Source organism: Kitasatospora sp. NPDC018619 (assembly GCF_044391605.1).
Taxonomy (GTDB): domain Bacteria; phylum Actinomycetota; class Actinomycetes; order Streptomycetales; family Streptomycetaceae; genus Kitasatospora.
In genome coordinates, this window is sequence record NZ_JBISAI010000005.1 from 324,003 (window position 1) to 346,248 (window position 22,246).

Sequence of the window (22,246 nt, forward strand, 5' to 3'; positions counted from 1 at the left end):
CTAGAATCCGAAGTTGATGTCCTCGCCATATTCCCAGAGAGACTTATACTCCGAAATCGTCAAGCCCCCTCTGGGCGTGAACGCATCATACACTCGCCCATCGCGAATCACGACATAGTGGTGCGTCCAGCTTTGCGGCTGTCCCTGATATGGCCCAAAGTTCGGATAAGGCGACGGTTCGAACCTGTGGATATCTCCGCCACCCAGGCTGTCCCGAATCTTTTCGGCGCACTGAAGGCAATCTCCGGGGCCGTCCGTAATCTTGTTCAAGCTCTTGGGGAGCCCGGGAACATCGTGTTCTCCGCAGCCCGGACCAGTGTTATGCACGAGCACCGGCGTATTGCCCGCCAGCACATAGTACGTGTGGAGGTTCGCGACGGTGAGGTTGTAGGCGGGGCGAGGGGTGGTGTGGTAGTTGCGGACCTGGAGGACGGAGACGGTCTTGCCGTCGGAGGTGCGGAGGAGCTCGCCGATCTTCAGGGCGTTGGCGTTGGTCCAGCGTTGGGTGGTTTCGTTCCAGTACGGGTGCTTCTGGGTGGAGACGACGGTGGTGGGCTTGGCCGGGTCGGAGGGCGAAGAAACCGTCAGATCGGTGAACTCGCGGTCGCCGGCACCGATGATGACATCTGTGACCGACTCGGCGTTTGTCGTGTGAGTTTCCGGGTCTGTCGCGGTGACTTCGTCGCCAGGTTGGATTTCGCTGATGGGCTTGGCGGTCCCGTCGGCGAGGAGGACCGGTGTGTCAGGCGTGAAGCTGTTTGTGCACGATGGAGCCACGTCGGCTAGCGCGTTGTCAGCTTCCTTCTGCGCGAAGCGGGTGGTGTTGTCGCCGACCCGCGCCGTACCCTTGGCGAGTTCGGTGCCTTCTCCCATGAGCTTGAAGGCCTTGCCGGCCTTTCCGACGGGTAGGACCCCTGCGGCTGCCCAGGCGCAACTGGTCATGTTCCCGCCGATACAGCCGCGGATGTCGTTCAGGCCGCTGACTTCGGCCACGACGTGGACGATTGCAGCCCAGGTGGGGTTGACCTTGGGCTTGTACGAGGTCCAGGAGGACTCCACCGATGGGCGACGCTTGACGGGTTTGGCGTTGAAGCTGACCCGCTGGGTGACGACGATCACGTTCTTCTGGCCCATTTTGCCGAAGGTGACGTCCCGGGCCCAGTCCCAGCCGCCGTCGCCGTCGTAGGTCCAGACTTCTTTTGTCCCGTCAGGCAGTCTGTCGCTGAATCCGCCGGCCGAGCCGTCGGGGCGCAGCCCGCTCGGGTCGCTGAGGTCGACCGGATTGTTGTTGCTGTAGGCGTAGGCGTTCCACTGTTGTGGGCTGCTCTGGTCGAGGACGGGGTCGGGGCTGATGAAGCGGCCGGTGGTGGGCTGGTACTGGCGGGCGCCGAGGTTGGTGAGGTTGGTGGTGTCGTCCTTCGTGCCGCCGACGTAGCCCTTGGCGCCGAGCCAGGTGCCGGGGGCGGGCTGGGCGCCGCGGGGGTTCCCGAAGGGATCGCTGGTGCGGCGGGTGGTGGCGGTGGTGGCCAGGTCGACGCTGATGGTGCCGGTTCCGTGGTGGTCGGATGCCTGGACGACGAAGGTCCCGGGGGCGGTGCCGGCGCCTTGGCGGACGATGGTGAGCCCGCCGGGGATGGGGTAGTAGCGAGTGCCGGTCTGGCTCCTGGCCGCCGTGTCGACGGTGAGCTCGTCGGTGCCGAGCGTGATGGTGTTCTGGCCGGGGTTGCGGCGGATGAGCTGGTTGCCGTCGGCGTCGTAGAGGTAGGTGGTGGTGGTGTTCGGGACGGTCCACTTCTGCCCGGCCGGGACGGTGTTGGCGCAGGTGCCGAGGGCGAGGGCGGTGTTGACCGTGGTGACGTCGCCGGGGACGGCGAGGCACAGGTCGGACGCGGGGTTGTGGATGGTTCCGTCGGGGCGGGCGTTCCAGCTCTGTGCGGCGGAGTTGTCGCAGGCCTGGACCTGGACGGCCGCGCCGGCGGTGGTGCCCATGGCCTGGACACACTTGTCGAGGACGACGAGCTTGCTGTTGGCGGCCGTGTAGAGCTGGCTGCCGTTGTTGTTGCAGGTGCTGATCTGCAGGTTGGTGCCGTTGGCGTTGCTGCCGCCGGCGGTGGTGATGCAGGTCCCGCCGTTGCCGGTGATCCGGGTGGGGGCGGTGTAACTCGCGAGTTTGCCCTCGCTGTTCCAGGTCAGCGCCGAGGTGCCGGTACCGGAGATGCCGGTGCGCATCGCGGTGGTGTTGCCGGTCGCGTCGTACTGGAACGCACCGCTCGATGTCGTGGTGGCGCCGGTCTTGACGGTGGATCCCAGGAGGGCGTGGGCGCCGCCGGTGCCTCCACCGGTGCCGGCCGCGCTGGTCGGTGTGTTGACGGTACCGGGAGACGGGAACTGCTGGGCGGTGGTGACGTCCTTGGCGGGGTCGCCGAACTGGTCGTGCTGGATGAGGCTGGTCCGGTTGCCGGTGAGGTCGTAGGTGTACTCCTGCCAGTAGGGGTTGCCGCCGCCGACGGTGGTCTTGGCCGGGGCGACGGCGCCGCTCGTGGGTGTGGCGTTGGCGCAGGCGCCCTGGTCGAGGGTCTTGTGCTGGAGCGGGTCCGGGGTGGTGATGCCGCCGGTGTCGGTCCAGGCGGTGGTGAGGCGGCCGAGGTAGTCGTACGTGAAGCACTGGCGGTCGGCCGCGCCGGGGTTGTTGTCGGGGATGTCGGTGATCGAGGTGATCGATCCGACGGGATCGTAGGTGTAGTTGGTCTGCTGGACCGCTCCGAGGGTGGAGGTCTGCTTGTCGAGGAACCGGCCGCGGACTCGGCCGGTGGCCTGGTCGTAGTCGGTGGTGGCGACGACCTGGGTGCCCCACGGGTTGACGGTCGAGCGCAGGGGGCGGCCGTAGGCGTCGTAAGAGGTCTGCACGTCGTAGGTGGTGGCGCCGGCGTAGGAGAACATCTGGCCGTAGTCGTTGTACGAGAACGCCAGTCGGTCCTGCGGGAGTCCGCCGGTGGCGGGCAGCGTGGTGAGCTTGGGGCTGCCGGTGATCTGGTCGTAGGTGGTCGAGGTGGTGTAGCTGTAGGTGCCGGCGTCGAGGCCCGCCTCGGTCCCGGGGATGGTCAGGGTGGTGCCGGTCGGGCGGTAGCCGTTGTCGTAGCCGGTGACGGCCGTGGTGTAGGCCTGGCCGCCGGCGCCGCCGATGTAGCGGGTGGACGAGGCGGGCTTGCCCTTCATCACGGTGTCGAAGGTCCACGCGGCGAGTTGCGTGGCGGGTGTGGCCGTGCCCTGGTAGAGGCCGGTCTTTCGTCCGAGCAGGTCGTAGGTGTAGGTGAGGACCTGGCCCTTGGCGTCGGTCGCGGTGGAGACGCGGGAGGCGTTGTCGTAGGTGCGGGTTGTCGTTCCGGTGTCCGGGTCGCTGGCGCTGGTCTGACGTCCGCGCAGGTCGTAGGCGTACGTCCAGGTGTTCCCCGCGGCGTCGGTCATGCCGGCGAGTTGACCGGCAGGGGTGTAGGTGCGGCGGGTGACGGCGGCGTCCGACGCCTGTCCGGTGGCCGTGGTGGTGCGGTACTGCCACGATTCGGTGGTCCGCCCGCGGGCGTCGGTCAGGGTGGTGCTGGGCCAGGCGCCCTGCGGCGGGACGACGTCGGTGCGGCCGGCGTCGGGGTAGGCGGTGGTGGTCTGGTGCTGGAGGACGCCCAGGGACCAGAACGCCGAGGTGGTCTGGCGGCCGAGCCCGTCGAAGGTCAGGCGGGTCTGGGCGGGGATGGTGCTGTTCGGCGCGCTCACCAGGGTCGTCGAGGGGTCGGAGTCCTTGTTGAACCAGGCGGCGTTGGTGGCCCAGGGCCGGCCCTGGGAGTCGTACTGGGTGTCGGTGATCAGCCGACCGGTGTAGCCGGGGCCTGCCGGGGTGGACTGGGTCTGCCGGGGACGGGCGAAGCCGTCGGACAGGGTGACCTGCCGCATGTAGACGGGGGTGTCGACATCGGCGGTGAGGGTGGAGACGGTGGTGGTCGACGGGACGCCGGTGGTGTTGGAGACGGTGTAGTCGAACTTCAGATTGGCGTTCGGCTTGAGCGCCGGGGTACGGCCGGGGTACCAGACGGCGGTCAGGCGGCCGAGCGCGTCGTAGGTCTCGGTCGTCGTCTTTCCGTTGGCGTCCTTGACCGCCAGGGGCAGGGAGCGTCGGCTGTCGAAGGTGGTGACGGTGTCCCAGGTGCCACTGGCGCTGCCGGGGGCAGGGGACGAAACGGCGATGCTGGTGGGTAGCTCACCCGCTGCGGGAGCCGCGTAGGACGTCGTGCTCGTCGCGCCGTTCGGATGCTGGGCGTCGGTGCTGTTCGGGTCGGTGGTGGAGGTGGGGCGCCCGTAGGTGTCGAACGTGGCGCTGACCACGTTGGTGAACACGGGCGCACCGGAGCTGTCGTAGCGGTCGAGGAGCTGTTTGGCCGTCGGGTCGGCTGTCGTGCCGGCCTGCTGGTAGGGCTTGCCGTCGTAGAAGACCCGCTCCCTGGAGACGGTGTTGCTTCCCGTGGCCGCAGCGGTGCAAGCATCGGCACCGGACACGGTCAGGGTCTCGGCGACGAGGTCGGTGCGCTGGAGGTCCGGGCCGGTGGCGTAGGCGGTGCGGGTGCACAGGTCCGGCAGGCCGTCGGCTTGGTCGAGCGAGGTAACCGGGCGGTTGCCGTGGGTTTCGTCGCCGGTGGTGGTCCGGGTGGTGGTCCGCCAGGTGTCGTCGGCCTTGCGCATGCGGTTGGTCGTGCTGTTGACCGTGGCCGGGTAGCGGGCGACGAGGTCCGGGAGCGTGCCGCCGCGCGGCTGGGTAGCCGTGACTCGCTCTCCGGAGGCGCTGTTGACGGCCTGTGCCATGACCTTGCCGGTCGTCAGGTCGACGGTCTCGGTCTGCAGGACCTGACCGGAGAGCCATTCGACGTCGGTGACGGTGCGGCCGAGGGCATCGGTGAGAGGGGGAACCGTTCGCCGGCCGCCGTTCTTGAGGACGTCGCCGTCCATTCCCGGCCGGTAGGTGGTGACGGTGCGCGTCTTGGGGCTGTCGTTGCCGCTGCCGACCGTGACGGTGACCGTGGCGAAGCCGCGGAAGTCGTTCCAGGTACGGGCTTTGGGGTCGGTGAACTGGCTGTCGTCGCGGTGCCAGGCCGCAGGCCCGTAGTCATAGGTGGTGGTCTTGGCGGGTGCGTCGGTGGCGAAGTCGTTCTCGGTGAGCGAGCGGACGGTGTAGTGGTTGAACCAGTCGAGGACGGGGTCGGCGCCGGCGACGGATCCGGGGACGGACCAGCGCACCGGGAAGCAGGCGCGGGTGTTGTCGTCCTCGGCCGTCGGCATCACACGGTTGACGCGGGAGCAGTCGCGTTCGTTGTAGTCGACGTTGAGGACGCCGCCGGTCTCGTTGCGGATCTGCTGGATCCGCGGCCGGTTCATCCGTGGTGGTGCCGGGACGAGATCCGAGCCGTCGACACGGTTCGCCAGCATGACCGGGACGAACGACACCGCTGGGGTGCTGACGTTCGGGGTGGCGGTCTTTCCGGTGCGCTGCACCGAGTCGAGCCACAGGACCCGCTCGCTGAGGGCGTCCTTGGGGTCGCTGGTGACGTCCAGGGGGTCGCGGAAGGAGTGGGTCAGCTCGTAGGAGTCGACGTCCTGCCAGGCGTTGTTGACCCGGACCTGCGTGGCGACCGACACGAGGCGCTTCGTCGTGAAGTACGTGGGGCCCGAAACGGTGCAGGTGCCGGTGTCCTTGCACTCCTGGTCCACCGGGACGTCCGGCCAGGTGTTCTTGTTCGCGACGGTGCGGTTCGCCGGGTCGCAGGCTGAGCCGGTGGCGAGGCAGCGCTCGGCGGTGGTGAAGGCGACCCGGGCCGCGGGCTGGAGGGTACCCTTCGCCGCGACCTGGTCGGGGAGGCGTTGACCGTAGTCGATGCGTGAGAGGGTGCTCGCCCGGGTGTACGGCGTCAGCGTGCCGTTGCCGTTGTTCTGGCCCGCACCCCGGGAGTAGTAGTTCGTCTCCGGTGCCCAGGTGTAGGTGATCAGGTTCCCGTGGGCGTCCACGACGTAGTCAAGGGACAGGCGCTGCCACATCTGGCACCAGGAGGCCATGCCCTTGGCCGCGTCGTAGCACGGGTCGCCGCTGTTGGGGGCGTAGACCGGCACGGTGGAAGCGGACTGGGTGGCGGGGTCGCTCCTGTCGCCACCGGGCAGGTGGTTGAGTCCGAAGTAGTACACCGTGCCGGAGGTGTCGGTGACCTTGGCGTAGGCGCCGTTGTACGTGCCGTTGCCGTTGCCCGGGTCCGCACCGAACTCGACCCGGGTGCCGTCATCGTTCTTCAGCCGCCACACACCGGTGGCCTCGTCGGCCTTGACCGCCGCTCCCGACTCGCGGACCAGCGGTCCGGAGTGTGAGCCCATGGACAGCGTGGCGTTGAAACCGCCCCAGCACAGGTCCCCGGACTTGGTGATGCCGGCCTTGTCGCAAGGAGTGTAACTGCGCTCGATGAAACCGGGGTTGAAGTCCCAGCCGTCCCCGACCCAGGACGCCTGCGCGTTTGTGGCAGAGGTCTTCCCGTCCACCGACGACGAGTTGTAACTGAGGGGAACCTGTGGTGAAGCAGTGCCGAGTGCCGGCGGGGTCTCGATGTTGTAGCTGTAGGTGAGCGAGCCCGAGGAGTTGCCGGCCGCCCAGCCGGAGGAGCTCGACAGGCTGGTGGCCCGGTACGTTCCCCCGCCGCCGGACGATCCGGTCTCCGCGCCGAGGAGCACGGCCGGGGCGTTCGTCGTCGCGGTGTCCGAGAGCGCGGCCTTGACCGCTCCGCCGGCCATCGTCGAGGGCTGTGCGCCGTTGTCGCCCGCAGGGAGTTCCAGATCAGCGACCAGACGCTTCGACGTCGCGTCGTAAGCGGTGGCCACCGGGGTGCGGACCAGGCACGACGGCACTTGTGGGGTGGTCAGCGCACAGGACGGCATCGTGACCAGCCGGCCGCGGGAGGCGAAGTCACCGACCGTTCCGCTCGCCGAATCCAGCGCCGCGACATCGACGGCGACCTTGACCGCCTTCGGCGCGCCGGTGCCCTGGGCGGGTGTGCCGTCGGCAGGCGAGGTGGCGCTCAGGGAGAGCAGGAGGCCGTTGACCCGGGCGGCGTCCGCGCTCTTCGTGTCGGCCTGCACCACGGTGACCGCGTCCGGGACGGCGCCCTGTCCGGGGGCGCTGACCCAGACCGGGAGCGTTCCGGCCCGCGAGGGTGCGTTCGTCAGGTCCGCCGTTGCGCTCTTCTGCTCGACGGGGGTCCGGGCGGGTGTGGTGTTGGAGGCGGCCGGGACCGGATAGCGCGGAGCGGCTTCGGCTGGCTTGGGTGCCGCCGTGGCGTCGATCGACGGGGTGCGGGGGAGCGGGGTGCCGGGAGGTGACCAGACCCGGGAGAAGTCGGGTCCCGCCGCGACGGCCTGGGAGACGACGGGCCCCAGCAGGGATGAGGTCAGGGCCAGTACCACGGCGCAGGCTATGCGCCTGCTCACCGGTGGAGACCCGTTTCTTCCACGAATTGGCATTGATGATCCTTTAGCTGACGTTCAGTTAACTAAAGCGGCCCCGTTAGGGCTGGTGGATTCTATGGGAGCGCCTGGGAGTTGATCTCTTCGTATCGAGAACACGGGCGCTGTGATGTGCGTCACCAGACAGGGCCCGGGTGCCTATGGCAGTCGATGGGGGATATTTCGGAAAGAAAATCGTTGACGACCCGTTCGTTTGCCTGAGACCGTCCGGCTGGTCTCTGTGCGTCCGGCGCGGAGGGTTCGAACCGGGGAAAAAGCCATGGGTGTTCCAGGTGGGGATATGACCGACAATCGACCATCGCCCGAGCGGGCCGCAAGACCGCGGGCCGCTGCGGTCCGCTTCTCGTCACTGGCAGCGATGCTGGCGCTCGCGGTGACGCTGCCGGGCCTCGCGCCGCTCTCTGCCACAGCAGATTCGGCACCCGATCCGTGGCGGGTGGCGCAGGAAGCCGTCAAGGCGGGGGACGCCGCACACGCAGGGGAGCTGTTGGACCCCCGGCCTGTCGAACTGGCGCTCGCCGAGGCGAAGAGGACCGGCAAGGACGTCCAGGTCCCCTCGCTGGCAGACGAGTTCAGCACCACGGTCGCCACGCCCACCGGCAGGCTCCGTCAGGAGAGGCACCTGGACGCCCAGCGCGTCAAGCGCCCCGACGGGTCGTGGGCGGCACTCGACGACACCCTGCTCAAGCGCGCAGACGGTACCCTCGCGCCGGCGGCGGCGAGCGAGGACCTCGTCATCTCGGGGGGCGGCAATGCCACGCTGGTGACGATGACGACCAAGGACGGCAAGCAGCTCGCCGTCGGGTCGCCGTTCCCGGGGCAGCTGCCGGTCCCGACGGTGAGCGGCAACAGTGCGCTGTACGCGTCGGTGGCGCCCGACACGGACCTGAAGGTGACCGCGACCCGGTTCGGCGGCTACAGCACCGTACTGATCCTCCACACGCCCGCCGCTGCGGCGAACCCGGCGGTGCGCTCGCTCACCTTCCCGACCACGACCAAGGGCGTGGAGCTGTCCACGAACGAGGACGGGAGCCTGCGTGCGGTCAGCGACGGCAAGGAGGTCTTCACCGCCCCGAAACCGCAGATGTGGTCGGCCGCGGCACCGGTAGCCGGGTCCGTGGCGGGGGCTACCGGGCAGGCTGCGGTCCCCGCGGCGGCGAAGGCGTCCTTGACCACCCAGGCCTCGGCATCACAGCCCGGCCCGACGGAATCCCTTGCAGGCGGCGCCACTCGCCAGACAGCGGGCGGGCCCAGTACGCCCGAAGGCCCCGGTGCGGGCGCCACGGTCGCCGACATCCCCGTGACGACCGGAACGGATTCGAACGGCAGCAGGAGCATCATCCTGTCGCCCAGCCCGGACCTGCTGGACGGCCCGAACACCAGCTATCCGATCTACGTGGACCCGTCGTGGTCGAACGATGCCCGGGGAAAGAGCCACCACGCCTGGGTGCAGTCCGCCTATCCGAAGACCGGGAACTACGACCGCACCGGATCCGCCGACCGCGACCGGCCCGGCGTCGGCTACCAGGGCTGGGAGACCACCAAGGGCGTCGAACGTGCGCTGTACGAGTTCAGCCTGAACGGCTACCTGCCCGACACGGCCATCAACTACGCCAACCTGCGCGTCTGGCAGTACACGTCCGCCGACTTCTCGTGCACCAATGCGTACCCGGTCAGCGCCTACCGGGCCGGCGCCTTCGACGGCACCATCTCGTGGAGCACCCACCAGATCTTCGAGTGGCTCGACGGGAAGGACGTCCCCGGCAACGGGGGCAGCAACGCCTGTGCCTCAGGCATCCCCGTCGACTTCAATGTCACGGGGGCGATGCGCAACGCCCTCGCCGACACCGGCACACCGCTGGCGTTCGCCGTCAGGGGCCCGGAGGGAACCGGTGACAAGGCGGCGTTCAAGCGCTTCTCCTACGATGCCGTCCTGTCCACCGAGTTCGATCACGTCCCGCTCCAGCCGACCGACCCCCAGGCCCGTCCGTCCCCGAACAGCGTCACCCGGGGCACGGGCGACGCCTGCGGCGACGGGACGGTCTCCTCGTTCCGCTGGGTGACCGACACCACGGTCAACCTGACCTCGGTCGTCAGCAGCCACAACCAGGGCCAGCTCACCGAGTACGCCGACATCTGGGACGACTCCCTCCCCGGCGCTCCCAGCGTCAGCAACGGTTGGTCGGGCTTCGTCCCCAACGGCAGCCGCGCCTCCTACACCGTTCCCCGCTTCACCCTGGAAGACGGGCACTACTACAGCTGGGCCGTCCAGGGCGACGACGGCCTCCTGCGCGGTCCCGCCACGCCCGCCTGCCACTTCGCCGTCGACACCACCCCGCCCGTCGCGGCCTTCGGTACCTTCACCGACCCCGACAAGCAGTTCCCCCCGTCCGGCAACGGCCAGACCACCAACCTGCGCCTCGGCGACGAAGGGGCGATCCCCTTCACGGCCTACGACCCCAACCCCTCGGGCAAGCTCGCCTCGGGCGTCGTCTGCGTGCGCTACGGCTACGACCCGCAGCTCGCCGACCACAAGCAGGACTGCGCTCCGGCCGGCAGCACCCTGAACGTCACCGAGATCAGGACCAGGCCCCCGCACTGGGGCACCAACATCCTCTACGCCCAGGTCTTCGACGACGCAGGCAACGCCTCGCAGACCATGTCGTACGCCTTCTACGTCCCCTGGGCACCGGGCTCGGTCGCCTTCGGCGACACCACCGGCGACGCCAATCCCGACATCCTCGTCCCCGACAGCGCCGGCAACCTGATCACCCACGGCCGGGCGACCGACCCGGGCAGCACCGACGTGCCGCCCACCGGAACCGCCGCCCCCGTCAACCAGGTACCCGAGGCAGGGAGGACGTGGAAGGACTACCACGTCACCCACCGGGGCTCCATGGACCCGGGGAAGAACACCGACGACCTGTTCGTGCACCGGGAGGGCGGAGCTGGTCTCCACTACTACTACAAGGACGAAGACAACCCCGGCCGGTTCAGTCTGAAGTACAAGAAGGTCCTGGACCGGCCCAACTGCGAGGGTGGCGCGTCTGCCTGCGCCGGCTACCAGCAGGACGCGGACTGGAGCCGCACCAGCCAGATCACGCCGATCGGCTCGGCCAAGGACACCCGGACCCCCAACCGCCAGGTCACGAACGCCACCGGCGTCTTCGCCGTGGAGGCCGCCAACCTCTGGTACTACCCCACCGGCTCCAACCACACCCTGCTCCCGCCCGTCCTGGTCTCCGCAGGGGGGTGGGACACCGTCGACCTCATGGTCCCCGGCAACACCCTCGCCGTGGACCCCGCCGGTACCACCCCGGTCACCCCGGCCCTGTGGGCACGTGCCCGCACCGCCGGGGGTACCGGCCAGGCCGCGGGAGACATCCTCCAGTACGCCCTGACGACCGAGACCCGCGTCGACGGCGCCGGTGAGTACACCGTCGTCGCCGCCGTCACCCCGGCCGGTACGGCCAAGATCGGTGAAGGCTTCACCCCGAGCGACTACCCGACCGTCGGCTCCGACGGCGACGTCACCGGCGACGGTGTGCCCGACCTGTGGGCCCTCGACAACACCGGCAAGCTCCACGCCTGGCCCGGGATGCTGACCGGCAAGACGGTCACCGGCCTCGGCGCAGACCACTACCGCGGCAACACCCAGGCCCCGGCCGCCCAGTGGCAGCTCCAGGGCGACACCACCGCCGTCAGCGCCGACCCCACCGTCTCCTACACCGCGACCGCCACCGACCTCGCCTTCGCGGAGGACACCGTCGACGGCCGCCGCACCAAGGCCGCGGCCTTCAACGGCTCGACCTCGGCCATGACCACGGACAGGCCGGCCGTCGACACCCGCAAGAGCTTCACCATCAGCACCTGGGCGAAGTCCAACGGCAACGGCCAGATCGTCGCCAGCCAGAACACCGCCCACGCCAGCAGCTTCATCCTCTGGAGCGAAGGCAGCGGCGGCGCATGGCGCTTCGCACTCGCACACGGCGACGACAACACCTGGCCCTACGAGTCCACCAGTGTCGGCAACGGCGCGGCCCTGGTCCGGAACGGTGCGTGGACCCGCCTGACCGCCAGCTACAACGCCGACACCGGTCAGATGAGCCTCTACGTCAACGGCACCCTCGCAGGCAGCGGCTACCACAACGCGGCCACCAGCCCCGCCCCCAGCGGCGGCCTGGTCCTCGGCCGCTACCAGTACCAGGGCCAGCCGACCGGGTACTTCGACGGCAGCGTCACCGACTTCGCCGTCTACGACACTCCGGTCAACCCGCCGACCGCGGCCATGGCGATTCGCCACGCCGCGAGCAACAACTGCCTCGACGTCCCCTACAACGACACCGGCCAGGGGCTCGAGATCACCATCTGCAACAACACCGCCGCCCAGAACCTGACGGTCGACTCCGCCAGCGGCACCATCAGCATGCGCGGGATGTGCGTCGACATCACCGGGGGCGGTACCGCCAACGGGGCAGGCATCGGCCTGTCGCCCTGTGCCCGCGGCGCCTCGAACCAGGTATGGCTTCCGCGAGTCGACGGAAGCCTCTACAACCCGGCGACCGACCACTGCCTCGACCTGCCCGGCAACGACACCACCCCCGGCAGCCGGCTCGTCGCCTTCACCTGCAACGGCACGACCGCCCAGACCTGGAGCTTCCCCGCTCTCAGGACCCCGCCCCAGCCGGTCAACCCCTGACCGTACGACCCACCGGGGCCCACGAAGCGAGTCGCTTCGTGGGCCCCGGCGCTTGATGAGCGGGCGTCAGGAGTGGGGGTCGGCGGGGCGGGGGGTGTGGTGGCGGGGGAGCCGGTGGGAGGTGAGCGGGCGGCCGGCGGTGAGGTGTTCGGTGACGATGCGGCGGGCGGCGGCCGGGTCGATCCTGCCGTACCAGACGTCGTCCGGCTGCACGGCGGCGACGGGGGCCTGGTTGCAGGGGAACAGGCAGCCCGTCTGGGTGACGAGCACGTCGTCGTCGCCGAGGCCGCGGTCGGCCAGCTCCCCTACCAGGGCGCGGAGGCCCTCCTCCGCGCCCAGGGCCGCGCACCGCGGGCCGCGGCACACCAGGACCTGGTGGCGGTGGCCGGGGACCTCCTCCCAGGCCGCGGAGGTGAGGCCGGGCTCCTCGCCGGTGACGGGCCTGGTCACGGCGGCCACCGCGGCGACGGCCGCCGGCGAGTCGGCGAGGCGGGTCGCGACGAGGAGCTCGGGGCGGTGACCCCCGCGCTCGCGCCACCAGTGGGCGGCGATCCGCCGCAGCCAGGACTGGCCCGGGCCGCAGGCCGCGAGGCGGACGCCGACCAGGACCACGGTCCCGGCGCCCGCGTCGGCCAGCCTGGTCAGCTCGGCCGACAGCGAAGGGTCCGCCAGCTGGAGGAAGGCGAGCGAGGCCCGGTGCGCCGCCGCCGCGCGGAGGAGTTCGTCGCGGCGGACGGCCTCCGCGATCGACATGCCGACCAGGAGCGTGGCCTCGCGGCGGGCGGGGGGATCCGGGACGGGGGCGGTCATGGCGTCGTCCTTTCCTGGAGCAGTCCGTTCCACCGGATGTGCGGCCGGTCGTGCCGCGGGTGCCGTTCCACGGTGGCGTCGACGCCGTAGACCCGGGCGATCAGGGGCGCGGTGAGCACCTCGGAGCTCGGCCCGTGGGCGACCAGGCGGCCGTCGAGCAGGACGGCGACCTCCTCGCAGTAGGCGGCGGCGAGTTCGAGGTCGTGCAGCGCGGCGACCGTGGTGATGCCCAGCCCGCGCACGGTGTCGAGGAAGCCGAGCTGGTGGCGCAGGTCGAGGTGGTTGGTGGGCTCGTCGAGCAGGAGCACACCGGGCTCCTGCACCAGGGCCCGCGCGAGCTGGACCCGCTGCCGCTCGCCGCCCGACAGCGTCGGCCAGGAGCGGTCGAGCAGGTGGCCGACGTCGGCTGCGGCGACGGCACCGGCGACCACCGACCGCTCGTGGGCCCCGGCCGCGGAGTCCGTCGGGACGGGCCAGCGGCCGCGGTGCGGCGTGCGGCCCAGCTCGACGACCTGGCGGGCCGTCAGCGCCAGCCGGGTGTCGGCCTGCTGCTCCATGAAGGCCACCTGCCGCGCCCGCCGGCGGGCGGTGAGCGCGTGGAGGTCCGCTCCGTCCAGGAGGACCCGCCCCGCGCTCGGCCGGGTCAGCCCGGCGGCCGCGCGCAGCAGGGTGGTCTTGCCGGCGCCGTTGGGCCCGAGCAGGCCGGTGACCCGGCCGGGGCGGAACGTGAGCGAGACCGCGTCCAGCAGCGTGGCCGTGCCGGCCCGCACACCGAGCTCCTCCGCGCGCAGCTCGACGGGGGGCGTCCGCGTCACCGTGCGCTCCCCTCGGCCCGCCCCTGGCGCCACAGCAGCCAGGCGAAGAAGGGCGCTCCGAGCCCGGCCGTGACGACGCCGACCGGGATCTCCCGGTCGGCCAGGACCGAGCGCGCCAGGATGTCGCTGCCCACCAGCAGGGAGGCGCCCAGCAGGGCCGAGACGGGCAGCAGCAGGGCGTGCCGCGGGCCGCAGACCAGCCGGACGACGTGCGGGACGACCAGGCCGAGGAACCCGATGACACCGGTGTGGGCGACCAGGCACGCGGTCACCAGCGCGGCGGTGGCGATCAGCACCCAGCGGGTGCGCTCGACGTGGACGCCGAGGGAGCGGGCGGCCGTCTCCCCGAAGGCGAAGGCGTCCAGGTCGCGGGCCGAGGCGGCCAGCACCGTGACACCGGCCAGCGCGACCGCGACCAGGAAGACGGCGGTGGGCCAGCGCACGCCGGCGACCGAGCCCAGCGTCCACTCCATGACCCCGCGCGCGGCGTCGCGGTCCCCGAGGACCAGCACGACGAAGGAGGTGTACGCCCCGCAGGCCTGACCCACCGCGATGCCGGCGAGCACCGTCCGGGCGGTCGGCAGCGACCGGCCGCGGGCACCGGCCAGCACCAGGACGACGACGGCGGCGAGCAGCGCACCGGCGAAGGCCGCCGTCGAGACCGCGCCGGTGCCCACGGCGCCGGACACGCCGACGCCGAGGACGATCACGGTGACCGCCCCGGCGGCCGCGCCGTCCGAGATCCCGAGCAGGAAGGGATCGGCCAGGTCGTTCCCGGTCAGCGTCTGCAGCACCGCACCGCAGACCGCGAGGCCGGCGCCGGTGGCCGCCGCGCCCAGGACCCGGGGCAGCCGCAACTGCCAGACGATCCGGTCGTCCAGCAGGGTGACCTGCGGGTCGCCCAGGCCGAGGCGGCGCGCCACGACGTCGATCACCGTCCGGACGGGTTCGGGGTGCGAGCCCACGGTGAGGCCGAGGAGCACGGTGGCCAGCAGCAGGGCCGCCCCGACGGCCAGGGCCGCCGTCGCGCGGCCCGGACCGCGGCGCCGCAGGCCCGGACCGGGAGGCCGTGGCGCAGGGTCGGGAGGCCGCAGGCCCGGACCACGGGAGCGCAGGGCCGGGCGGGGTGCGGCGGTCATGAGGCCGGCCGCAGTCGGCCGAGCCCCGCGGACACCCGGGCGGCTCCATCGGCGAGCAGCACGCCCGGGGTCGACTCCGAGAACGGCACCACCACGAAGGCCTTGCGCCGCACGGCGGTGAGCCCGCTCAGCACCGGGTCGTGCTCCAGGTACTCGATCTTGGACTGGGCGGTGTCCCAGCCGGCGTCCGCGAGCACGATCGCGTCCGGGTCCGCCGCGACGACCTTCTCCCAGCTCACGTTCTGCCAGCCGCCCGGCAGGTCCCCGAAGACGTTGCGGGCCCCCACGGCGTCGAGCACGAGCTGCGGGCCGCCGTGGCCCGCGCCGACGAACGGCGCCCTGGTGTCCGAGTCGAACCACAGGACCTTCAGGCCCCTGCCCGCGGCCGTCGCCGTGAGCCCGGCCAGCTGCTGCTCCTGCTCCCGCCGGATCGCGGCGGCCCGCTCCGGGACTCCGAAGGCCCGGGCGACGTCGTCCAGTTCGCCCCACACCGCCGACCAGGTCGTCGGTGGCACCAGGCTTCTGTCCGAGCAGCCGAACGGGGACAGGTAGGACGCGATGCCCTGGCCGCGCAGCTCCTCACGGGTGCCCGCGACCTTGCCGGTGAACGCGCTGGAGTAGGAGGCGTACAGGAAGTCGGGGCGGGCCGCGAGGAGCTTCTCCTTCGTCGGGTAGTCCCTGGAGAGCACCGGGACGGAGTCGTAGGCCGCCTGCCACTTCTCCGGGACGGCGTCGTCGAGGTAGGCGGTGCCGGCCATGCGGGCCTCCAGCCCGAGGGCCAGCGCCACCTCCGTCGCCCCCTGGTTGAGCGTCACCAGCCGGTCGGGCGGCGCGCCGACCGTCACGGTCGTCCCGCAGTTGTCCAGGCTGACCGGCGCGGCACCGCCCGTCGGCCCGCCGGACGCGAGGGGCGCGGGGGCGCCCGCACAGGCTCCGAGCACACCGGTGAGCAGGAGGACCGCGAGCGCCCGGCCGGCCCGTACCGGACCTCCGGGGCGAACGGTGCACAGGGGTGGAAACGGGTACGGCAGAGCGCTGGGCACGTGTTCTCCAAGACCCTCGTGGAACATGGCGCGCCGTGGCCGGTCTCCTGGCTTCCGCATCGACGCGCCGCGACCGACCTTCCCGGGCGGCTGTTCCAGCCCGCCCAGTGGCCCTGACCGCTGGGGGAGCCGGTCAGCGAGGGCCGCGGTACTCCGCGGCAACAGTGGCGAGGGCCGCACCGGACTCCGACCGGTTTCCCGAACACCACGGCGATCGAAAGGTACCAGGCGCGGTCAGGACCGGTACCGGCCACCTGGTGGGGGCGACCGGTCGGACGCTGCGCCGGTCGGCGGCGGGACGGCCGGGGCCCGGTGCCCGCCGGGTGGTCGGGGCCGGGTGGGTCCGGGGGCGGAGCCGTCGGATCGGGGCGCGCGGGCGGGCCGGTCGGGCGATGCGGGCCGGGGCTTGCCAACTCCTGCCGCCGGAGCCGGAGTTCGAGGGGATCCGGGTCGCCGACCGGGCGGGGGTATGGAGAAAATATAGCGGCGGGCGGTGGTGTCGGGGCATGAATCGACACACGAGTATCAACCGCGCCCTGGCCACCACGGCGGTGGCGCTCGGAGCCGCGCTGTCCCTGGGTGTCGGGCCGGCGGTGGCCGCGACGGACGCCTCGGGGTGGGGCCAGCTGCCCCTGGCGCCCAAGGGGAGCATCACGAAGATGGCCGCGGTCGGCACCGACACGGTGTTCGCGAGCACCCAGTGGGACTGCTCGATGTCCGGCGAGTCGTGGACCTGCGGGCAGACGTGGCAGCTGAAGGGCACCACCTGGAGCCAGTTCAAGCTTCCCGCCCAGCTGTCCGGTACGCCCACCGTCGCCGGGACGGGCGCGGGCGACACCTGGTTCCTCGGGTCGGGGACGGCCGCGCAGGCCTTCCACTGGGACGGGACGGCCTGGGTCGACCGCAGCCCCAGCCCGGCGGTGGCGGGCTACGACGCCCGGGACGCGGTGGCGCTGTCGGCCACCAGCGCGTGGTCCGTCGGAACCACCACCACCAACTACGACCACCGCACCGACACGGCCACCGTGGGCCGGTGGAACGGGACCAGGTGGACGGTCAGCAAGCTGCCGGCGCCGACCGGGAGGACCACCACCCTCAACTCGGTGTCGGCCGCGGCGGAGAACGACGTCTGGGCCTCCGGCGAGCAGTGCAGGGACACCGGCAACGACCGCTGCCAGCCCTACCTGGCGCACTGGGACGGCACCGCGTGGTCGCAGGTGGCCGTGCCGGACTCCTCGCCGCGGAGCCTGACGAACACCCGGGTGGTCAGCCGCGGCGGCGAGGTCTTCGTCGGCGGCCGGGAGACCGACCTGACCACCCGGACCCAGCCGGACCGCATCGTGGCCCTGCACTGGGACGGCGCGGCCTGGACCAGGAGCGTCCTGCCGGTGACCGTCTCGGCCGACGGCTGGTACAGCTACCTCAACGGGCTCGTGTACCGCGGCACCGAGGTGTTCGCGGCCGTCTCGCACACCGCGAACGAGGGGGTGCTGCGCTGGAACGGCCAGGCCTGGGAGCCGTACGCCGGTCCGCTGACGACGACGCCGACCGTCACCGCGCTGGTCCCCACCGTCGACGGGCGGGTGCTCGCCGCCGGGAACGGGACCGACGCGAGCGGTGCCCACGACTTCCTGTCGTACCTGCCCGCCACCGCGCCGGTGAAGTGAGCCGGAAGGCCCGGAAGGGCTGATCCCGGCGGAGGACCGGGCCGGGGGGGGCCCCCCCCCCGGGGGGGGCCCCCCCCCCCCCCCCGCCCCCCCCCCCCCCCCCGCCGGGGGGGGGGGCGGCCCCCCCCCCCCCCCCCCCCCCGCCCCCCCCCGGCGGCGCTCAGGCCCGCGCCCCGGCCGCCGGGGGGGCCGCCCGGGGGGGGGGGGGGGGGGCCCCCCCCCCCCGGGGGGGCCCCCCCGGCCCGTCCGTCCGGAGCCCGCGCCCGGGCGGGCGGGTTCGGCCGGATCACGGCCCCGCCCGACCCGCGGCCCGACCCGCGGCCCGGGCGCCGCCCCGCCGACGCACCCCGCGCGCGCGGCGCGAGGAGCAGGCCGACATGATGACCCGACAGACCTACCGAAGGACGGACATGCCCTCGCAAGAGAAGCCGACGCCCGGGCGGCGGACGGCGACCGTACTGCTCTGCTGCGCAGCCGCGTTGATCCCCTGGATCGTCTACCTCGCCGTCACCATGGGCGCGGGCGAGTACACGGTGCGGCGCTGGGGCGTGGCCTGGGTGGGGCTGGACGTGGCCGAGGTGCTCGGGCTGGTGGCGGTCGCGCTGCTGGCCCGGCGGCGCGACGTGCGGACCTCCCCGGTGGCCGCCGTGACCGGCACGCTCTTCCTGGTGGACGTCTGGTTCGACACCGTGACCTCGCACCAGGGCATGGACTACGTGGAGTCGCTCTCCTTCGCCTGGCTGACGGCCGGGCCGCTCGGCGTGTTCCTCTCCGTGACGGCCTGGCGCTCGCTCGGGTGGGCCGCGCCGCAGGGCGCCCCGCAGGACGACGCCGTCCGGAGCGCCGCGCCGCGGGCCGCCGCGCCCCAGGCCGCCGCCGGGGCCGGCGGTCCGGACGGCGATCAGCCCCGCAGGTAGGCGAGGACGGCGAGCACCCGGCGGTGGCTCTCCTCCGCCGGGGGCAGGTCGAGCTTCATCAGGATGTTGCCGATGTGCTTGCCCACCGCTGCGTCGCTGACCACCAGCGAGCGGGCGATGGCCGCGTTCGACTGGCCCTCCGCGACCAGGGCCAGCACCTCGCGCTCGCGCGCCGTGAGCCGCTCCAGCGGGTCGCGGCGGTGCCGCAGCAGCTGGCGGACGACCTCCGGGTCGACCACCGTGCCGCCCTCGGCGACCCGGTGGAGGGCGCCGATGAACTCGTCCAGGTCGCCGATCCGCTCCTTGAGCAGGTAGCCGACCGCCGCGCCGTCCGCCGAGTCGAGCAGCTCGGCGGCGTAGGTGCGCTGGATGTACTGGCTGATCACCAGCACCGGCAGGCCCGGGTGCTCCTCGCGCAGCGCCACCGCGGCCCGCAGCCCCTCGTCGCTGAAGCCGGGCGGCATCCGCACGTCGGTGACGACGATGTCCGGCCGGTGCTCGGCCACCGCCGCGGCCAGCGCCTCGGCGTCGCCGACCGCGGCCACCACCCGGTGGCCGAAGCGGGCGAGCACGCCGGCCAGGCCCTCCCGGAGGAGGACGCTGTCCTCGGCGAGCACCACACGAAGGTTTTCGGGCACTGTCAGCTGCTTTCGACGATCACCAGGTCGGTGTCAACATTGTCCGTGCGCAGCGGCAGGATCTCCCGGTAGGCGGGCGAATCCAGCCAACCGCGCAGCAGGTCCCCGTCCGGGAACTCGATGACGGAGAGGTGGACGGGGTGCCAGTCCCCCTCCTCCACCCGCACCTTGCCGCCCTTGACGACGAACCGGCCCCCGAAGGGGTCGAGGGTGCCCTGCACCCGGCGCCGGTACTCGGCCATCCCCTCGTTCGGTTCGGCAGTGCGGACGTTGGCGATCACATAGGCGGTCATTGCGGCTCCAACAGGACGATCGGGATCTAGAGTAGTTCGCCGCGCAGGACGGTGACGGCGGCCCCGGAGAGGAAGACCCGGTCGCCCTCCGTCCGGACCCGCACCCGGCCGCCGCGCGCCGAGGCCTGGTGGCCCGTCACGACGTCACGGCCCAGGCGCCCGCCCCAGTACGGGCCGAGGCAGCAGTGCGCCGAGCCGGTCACCGGGTCCTCGTCCACGCCGTAGCGCGGGGCGAAGAAGCGCGAGACGAAGTCGTCGCCCTCCCGGCCGGCGGAGTCCGCCGCGGCCGTCACGATGACGCCCCGGACCGGGTACGCCCGCAGCGCGAGCAGGTCGGGGGCGAGGCTGCGGACGGTGTGCGCGTCCGCGAGCTCGACCAGGAGGTCGAAGCGGTTGCGGCCGACCCGGACGGGCTCGGTGCCCAGGGCCTTGGCGAGGCCGGGGAAGTCGCCGGCCACGGACTCCTCGTCGAGCGGCTCGGCCGGCTCCGCCGGGAAGTCCAGCTCGATGCCGTGCGCGGTGCGGCGGGCCAGCAGCTCGCCGCTGCGGGTCCGGAAGCGGAGCACCTGCTCGGTGCTGCCGCGCTGCCACAGGATGTGCGCGGCGGCCAGCGTGGCGTGGCCGCACAGGTCCACCTCGACGGTCGGGGTGAACCAGCGCAGCCGCCGGCCGCCGTCCGGCTCGGTGCGGAGGAAGGCCGTCTCGGCGAGGTTCATCTCGGCCGCGACGGCCTGCATCCAGGCCTCGTCGCGCTCGTCGTCCAGCAGGCAGACGGCTGCCGGGTTGCCCGTGAACGGCTCCTCGCTGAAGGCGTCCACCTGGTACATCTTCATGCTGCTCCCTCTCGGTGGTCTGGGGCGGGTCTCGTGGTACCGGGGGCCGGTCGGCCGTCAGCCCGGGAAGTCGACGGGCCGGCCGAGGCCGCGCGCGGTGGCGGCCCGCAGCACGGCGAAGCCCGCGGCGATGTCCTGGCCCGCCATGCCGAGGGACTTGTAGAGCGTGGTCTCGGCGGCGGCCCGGCGGCCGGCGGCGCGGCCGAGCAGGACCTCGCCGAGCTCGGCCCGGACGTGGTCCGGGCCGATCAGGCCCTCGGCGATCGGGGCCAGCAGGTCGCCGGCCTCGGCCAGCGCCGACTCGCGGCTGTCCACGAACACCGAGCAGCGGGCCACCGCGGCCGAGTGCAGCTCACGGGCGTCGCGCACCGAGGCGCCGACGGCGTTGACGTGGGCGCCGGGCGCCAGGTCCGCGGCCTCGACGACCGGCTCCCTGGTGGCCAGGGTGGTGCAGACCAGGTCGGCGCCGGCCAGGGCCCCGGCCGGGGTCGCCGCGACCTCCACCGGGACCTCGACCCGCTCCCGGGCCCACTGCGCGAACTCCCTCGCGTGGGCCGCGGTGCGGCTCCACACCCGGACCCGGCGCAGCCGCCGGACCTCGGCCATCGCCTCCAGGTGCGAGCGGGCCTGGACCCCGGAGCCGAGCACCGCGAGGTCCCCCGCGTCCGGGGCGGCGAGCGCGGCGGTGGCCACCGCGGAGACGGCCGCGGTGCGCACCGCGGTGACGGCGGCGCCGTCCAGCACCGCGGCCAGGGCGCCCGTCTCCGGGTCGAAGAGGAAGACGGCCCCGACGTGGGCGTGCAGGCCCTTCGCCGGGTTGTCCGGCTTGAACATGATCGCCTTCAGCCCGTACCCGCCCAGGCCGCCGAGCGCGGGCTCGAAGCCCTCGCCGGCCGCGGGCAGGCCGAGGTGGCCGGGCATCACCGCGAACATGCTCCCCTCGGTGGCGGGCCGCAGCACCTGGCGGAGCGGCTGGGTGACCAGCCCGGCGCTGTGCCGCCGCATCGCCTCGGCCAGCACCGGGATCGCGTCCGCCATCGGGAACGCCTCGTGCACCGCCTCCTGGTCCAGGAGCAGCATCGTTCCAACCTTTCCGTTTCGGTACCCGCGGGGATCTCGGCGCGGGGAGGGACGTCAGCGCGGGGGCCGCGCGGGTTCAGTGCGGGGCGGGCGCGTCGTCGGGGACGAAGACCGACCAGACCATCTGGATCGTCCTGGTCCGCGAGATGAACTGGAGGCCGTACCGGTCGGCGGCGGGCGCCGTGGTCAGCGCCAGGTCGGCGCCCCGCTCGCGGACGGCCCGGGCGGCCGCGCTGGTGGACGGCATCAGGGTGATCTCCCCGACCCGGTACGGCTGCGGGAGCAGCTGGCCGACCAGCGGCACCGGCGCCGGGTGGCTGGCCACGGTCGGGAACGGGGGCACCTGGTGGTCGCCGTCCCGGGCGATGCCGTACTCGGGCGTCTCCATGATGAAGGCGGCGGCGAGCGCGATCCGGGTGTCCATGTAGAACTCGTTGACCGCCGCGTACGCGTTGGCGACCACCAGGTGGCTCACCTCGCCGCGGCGCAGGGCGTCGCCGGCCCGCTCGTACGAGTCGTAGAGGCGCACCTGCGGCGGCCGCTCGGGGCCGCCGCCCGGGAGCCGGGCCCAGAGGAACTGCGCGGCCTGCTCGCTGCTGGTGCCCTGCGGGCCGAGCGTGCCGACCCGGCGGACCGGGGAGCGGCGCAGGATGTCGCGGGCGACCCACTGGTCGCCGCCGGTCGCCGGACGGGCCGGCGGCGCCGGGGGCGCCGGGGGCGGGAGGCAGCGGACGGTGGGCTGCTCGGAAGCTGTGGTGGTCATCGTCGGT

The 22,246-nt window shown here is 72.5% G+C and carries 13 protein-coding genes and 1 riboswitch; of the genes, 3 read left to right on the top strand and 10 right to left on the bottom strand.

Annotated features, from left to right (window positions below):
- Positions 1 to 7,506 carry a polymorphic toxin-type HINT domain-containing protein gene (locus tag ACH5AR_RS10580; RefSeq protein WP_396300984.1) on the bottom strand — a complete coding sequence of 2,502 codons (7,506 nt, stop codon included), beginning with the start codon at positions 7,504 to 7,506 and terminating at the stop codon, positions 1 to 3.
- 523 nt (positions 7,507 to 8,029) lie between these two features.
- On the opposite strand from ACH5AR_RS10580, the gene ACH5AR_RS10585 reads away from it, so the two are divergent.
- A complete protein-coding gene (locus tag ACH5AR_RS10585; protein ID WP_396300985.1) occupies positions 8,030 to 12,241 on the top strand; it encodes a ricin-type beta-trefoil lectin domain protein in 4,212 nt (1,403 codons plus the stop codon).
- Positions 12,242 to 12,307: 66 nt separating this feature from the next.
- On the opposite strand, the gene ACH5AR_RS10590 is transcribed toward ACH5AR_RS10585, so the two are convergent.
- From ACH5AR_RS10590 to ACH5AR_RS10605, 4 genes are read right to left on the bottom strand one after another with little or no spacing between them, the layout of a single operon-like run.
- The gene (locus ACH5AR_RS10590; RefSeq protein WP_396300986.1) at positions 12,308 to 13,051 is read right to left on the bottom strand and encodes a (2Fe-2S) ferredoxin domain-containing protein; all 744 of its coding nucleotides are present in this window, start codon (positions 13,049 to 13,051) and stop codon (positions 12,308 to 12,310) included.
- A complete protein-coding gene (locus tag ACH5AR_RS10595; RefSeq protein WP_396300987.1) occupies positions 13,048 to 13,866 on the bottom strand; it encodes an ABC transporter ATP-binding protein in 819 nt (272 codons plus the stop codon). Before ACH5AR_RS10595 ends, ACH5AR_RS10590 begins: the two co-directional genes overlap by 4 nt.
- A complete protein-coding gene (locus tag ACH5AR_RS10600) occupies positions 13,863 to 15,005 on the bottom strand; it encodes a FecCD family ABC transporter permease (RefSeq protein WP_396300988.1) in 1,143 nt (380 codons plus the stop codon). The genes ACH5AR_RS10595 and ACH5AR_RS10600 overlap by 4 nt, the downstream gene beginning before the upstream one ends.
- Positions 15,002 to 15,946, bottom strand: coding sequence for an ABC transporter substrate-binding protein (locus tag ACH5AR_RS10605; protein WP_396300989.1), 945 nt, complete (start codon positions 15,944 to 15,946; stop codon positions 15,002 to 15,004). Before ACH5AR_RS10605 ends, ACH5AR_RS10600 begins: the two co-directional genes overlap by 4 nt.
- 121 nt (positions 15,947 to 16,067) lie before the next feature.
- Positions 16,068 to 16,273: riboswitch (cobalamin riboswitch) on the bottom strand.
- A gap of 281 nt (positions 16,274 to 16,554) precedes the next feature.
- Between ACH5AR_RS10605 and ACH5AR_RS10610 the strand changes: the two genes are divergently transcribed.
- Positions 16,555 to 17,715 (top strand): hypothetical protein, encoded by a 1,161-nt coding sequence (locus tag ACH5AR_RS10610; RefSeq protein ID WP_396300990.1) that lies wholly within the window; start codon positions 16,555 to 16,557, stop codon positions 17,713 to 17,715.
- Between the two features lie 410 nt (positions 17,716 to 18,125).
- Positions 18,126 to 18,632, top strand: a complete 507-nt coding sequence (locus ACH5AR_RS10615; protein WP_396300991.1) for a hypothetical protein — start codon at positions 18,126 to 18,128, stop codon at positions 18,630 to 18,632.
- Here the strand turns inward: ACH5AR_RS10615 and ACH5AR_RS10620 are convergent.
- From ACH5AR_RS10620 to ACH5AR_RS10640, 5 genes are all read right to left on the bottom strand, one after another.
- On the bottom strand, positions 18,617 to 19,249 hold the full coding sequence (locus ACH5AR_RS10620) for a response regulator (RefSeq protein ID WP_396301046.1): 633 nt from the start codon (positions 19,247 to 19,249) through the stop codon (positions 18,617 to 18,619). The two genes, ACH5AR_RS10615 and ACH5AR_RS10620, sit on opposite strands and share 16 nt — an antisense overlap.
- A 23-nt stretch (positions 19,250 to 19,272) precedes the next feature.
- Positions 19,273 to 19,563: a DUF1330 domain-containing protein gene (locus ACH5AR_RS10625; protein ID WP_396300992.1), complete on the bottom strand. Its 291-nt coding sequence runs from the start codon at positions 19,561 to 19,563 to the stop codon at positions 19,273 to 19,275.
- A 26-nt stretch (positions 19,564 to 19,589) separates the two neighbouring features.
- Complete coding sequence (locus tag ACH5AR_RS10630) at positions 19,590 to 20,396, bottom strand: PhzF family phenazine biosynthesis protein (RefSeq protein WP_396300993.1); 807 nt, start codon at positions 20,394 to 20,396, stop codon at positions 19,590 to 19,592.
- A 57-nt stretch (positions 20,397 to 20,453) separates the two neighbouring features.
- The gene (locus ACH5AR_RS10635; RefSeq protein ID WP_396300994.1) at positions 20,454 to 21,476 is read right to left on the bottom strand and encodes an ornithine cyclodeaminase family protein; all 1,023 of its coding nucleotides are present in this window, start codon (positions 21,474 to 21,476) and stop codon (positions 20,454 to 20,456) included.
- 76 nt (positions 21,477 to 21,552) lie between these two features.
- Positions 21,553 to 22,239 (bottom strand): hypothetical protein, encoded by a 687-nt coding sequence (locus ACH5AR_RS10640; protein ID WP_396300995.1) that lies wholly within the window; start codon positions 22,237 to 22,239, stop codon positions 21,553 to 21,555.
- Positions 22,240 to 22,246: the final 7 nt, after the last annotated feature.

What these genes read in the sequence shown, in the direction of transcription:
- ACH5AR_RS10590 (WP_396300986.1), bottom strand. Translation starts at nt 13,051, where the DNA reads ATGACCGCCCCCGTCCCGGATCCCCCCGCCCGCCGCGAGGCCACGCTC.
- ACH5AR_RS10635 (WP_396300994.1), bottom strand. Translation starts at nt 21,476, where the DNA reads ATGCTGCTCCTGGACCAGGAGGCGGTGCACGAGGCGTTCCCGATGGCG.
- ACH5AR_RS10630 (WP_396300993.1), bottom strand. Translation starts at nt 20,396, where the DNA reads ATGAAGATGTACCAGGTGGACGCCTTCAGCGAGGAGCCGTTCACGGGC.
- ACH5AR_RS10600 (WP_396300988.1), bottom strand. Translation starts at nt 15,005, where the DNA reads ATGACCGCCGCACCCCGCCCGGCCCTGCGCTCCCGTGGTCCGGGCCTG.
- ACH5AR_RS10610 (WP_396300990.1), top strand. Translation starts at nt 16,555, where the DNA reads ATGAATCGACACACGAGTATCAACCGCGCCCTGGCCACCACGGCGGTG.
- ACH5AR_RS10625 (WP_396300992.1), bottom strand. Translation starts at nt 19,563, where the DNA reads ATGACCGCCTATGTGATCGCCAACGTCCGCACTGCCGAACCGAACGAG.
- ACH5AR_RS10615 (WP_396300991.1), top strand. Translation starts at nt 18,126, where the DNA reads ATGCCCTCGCAAGAGAAGCCGACGCCCGGGCGGCGGACGGCGACCGTA.
- ACH5AR_RS10640 (WP_396300995.1), bottom strand. Translation starts at nt 22,239, where the DNA reads ATGACCACCACAGCTTCCGAGCAGCCCACCGTCCGCTGCCTCCCGCCC.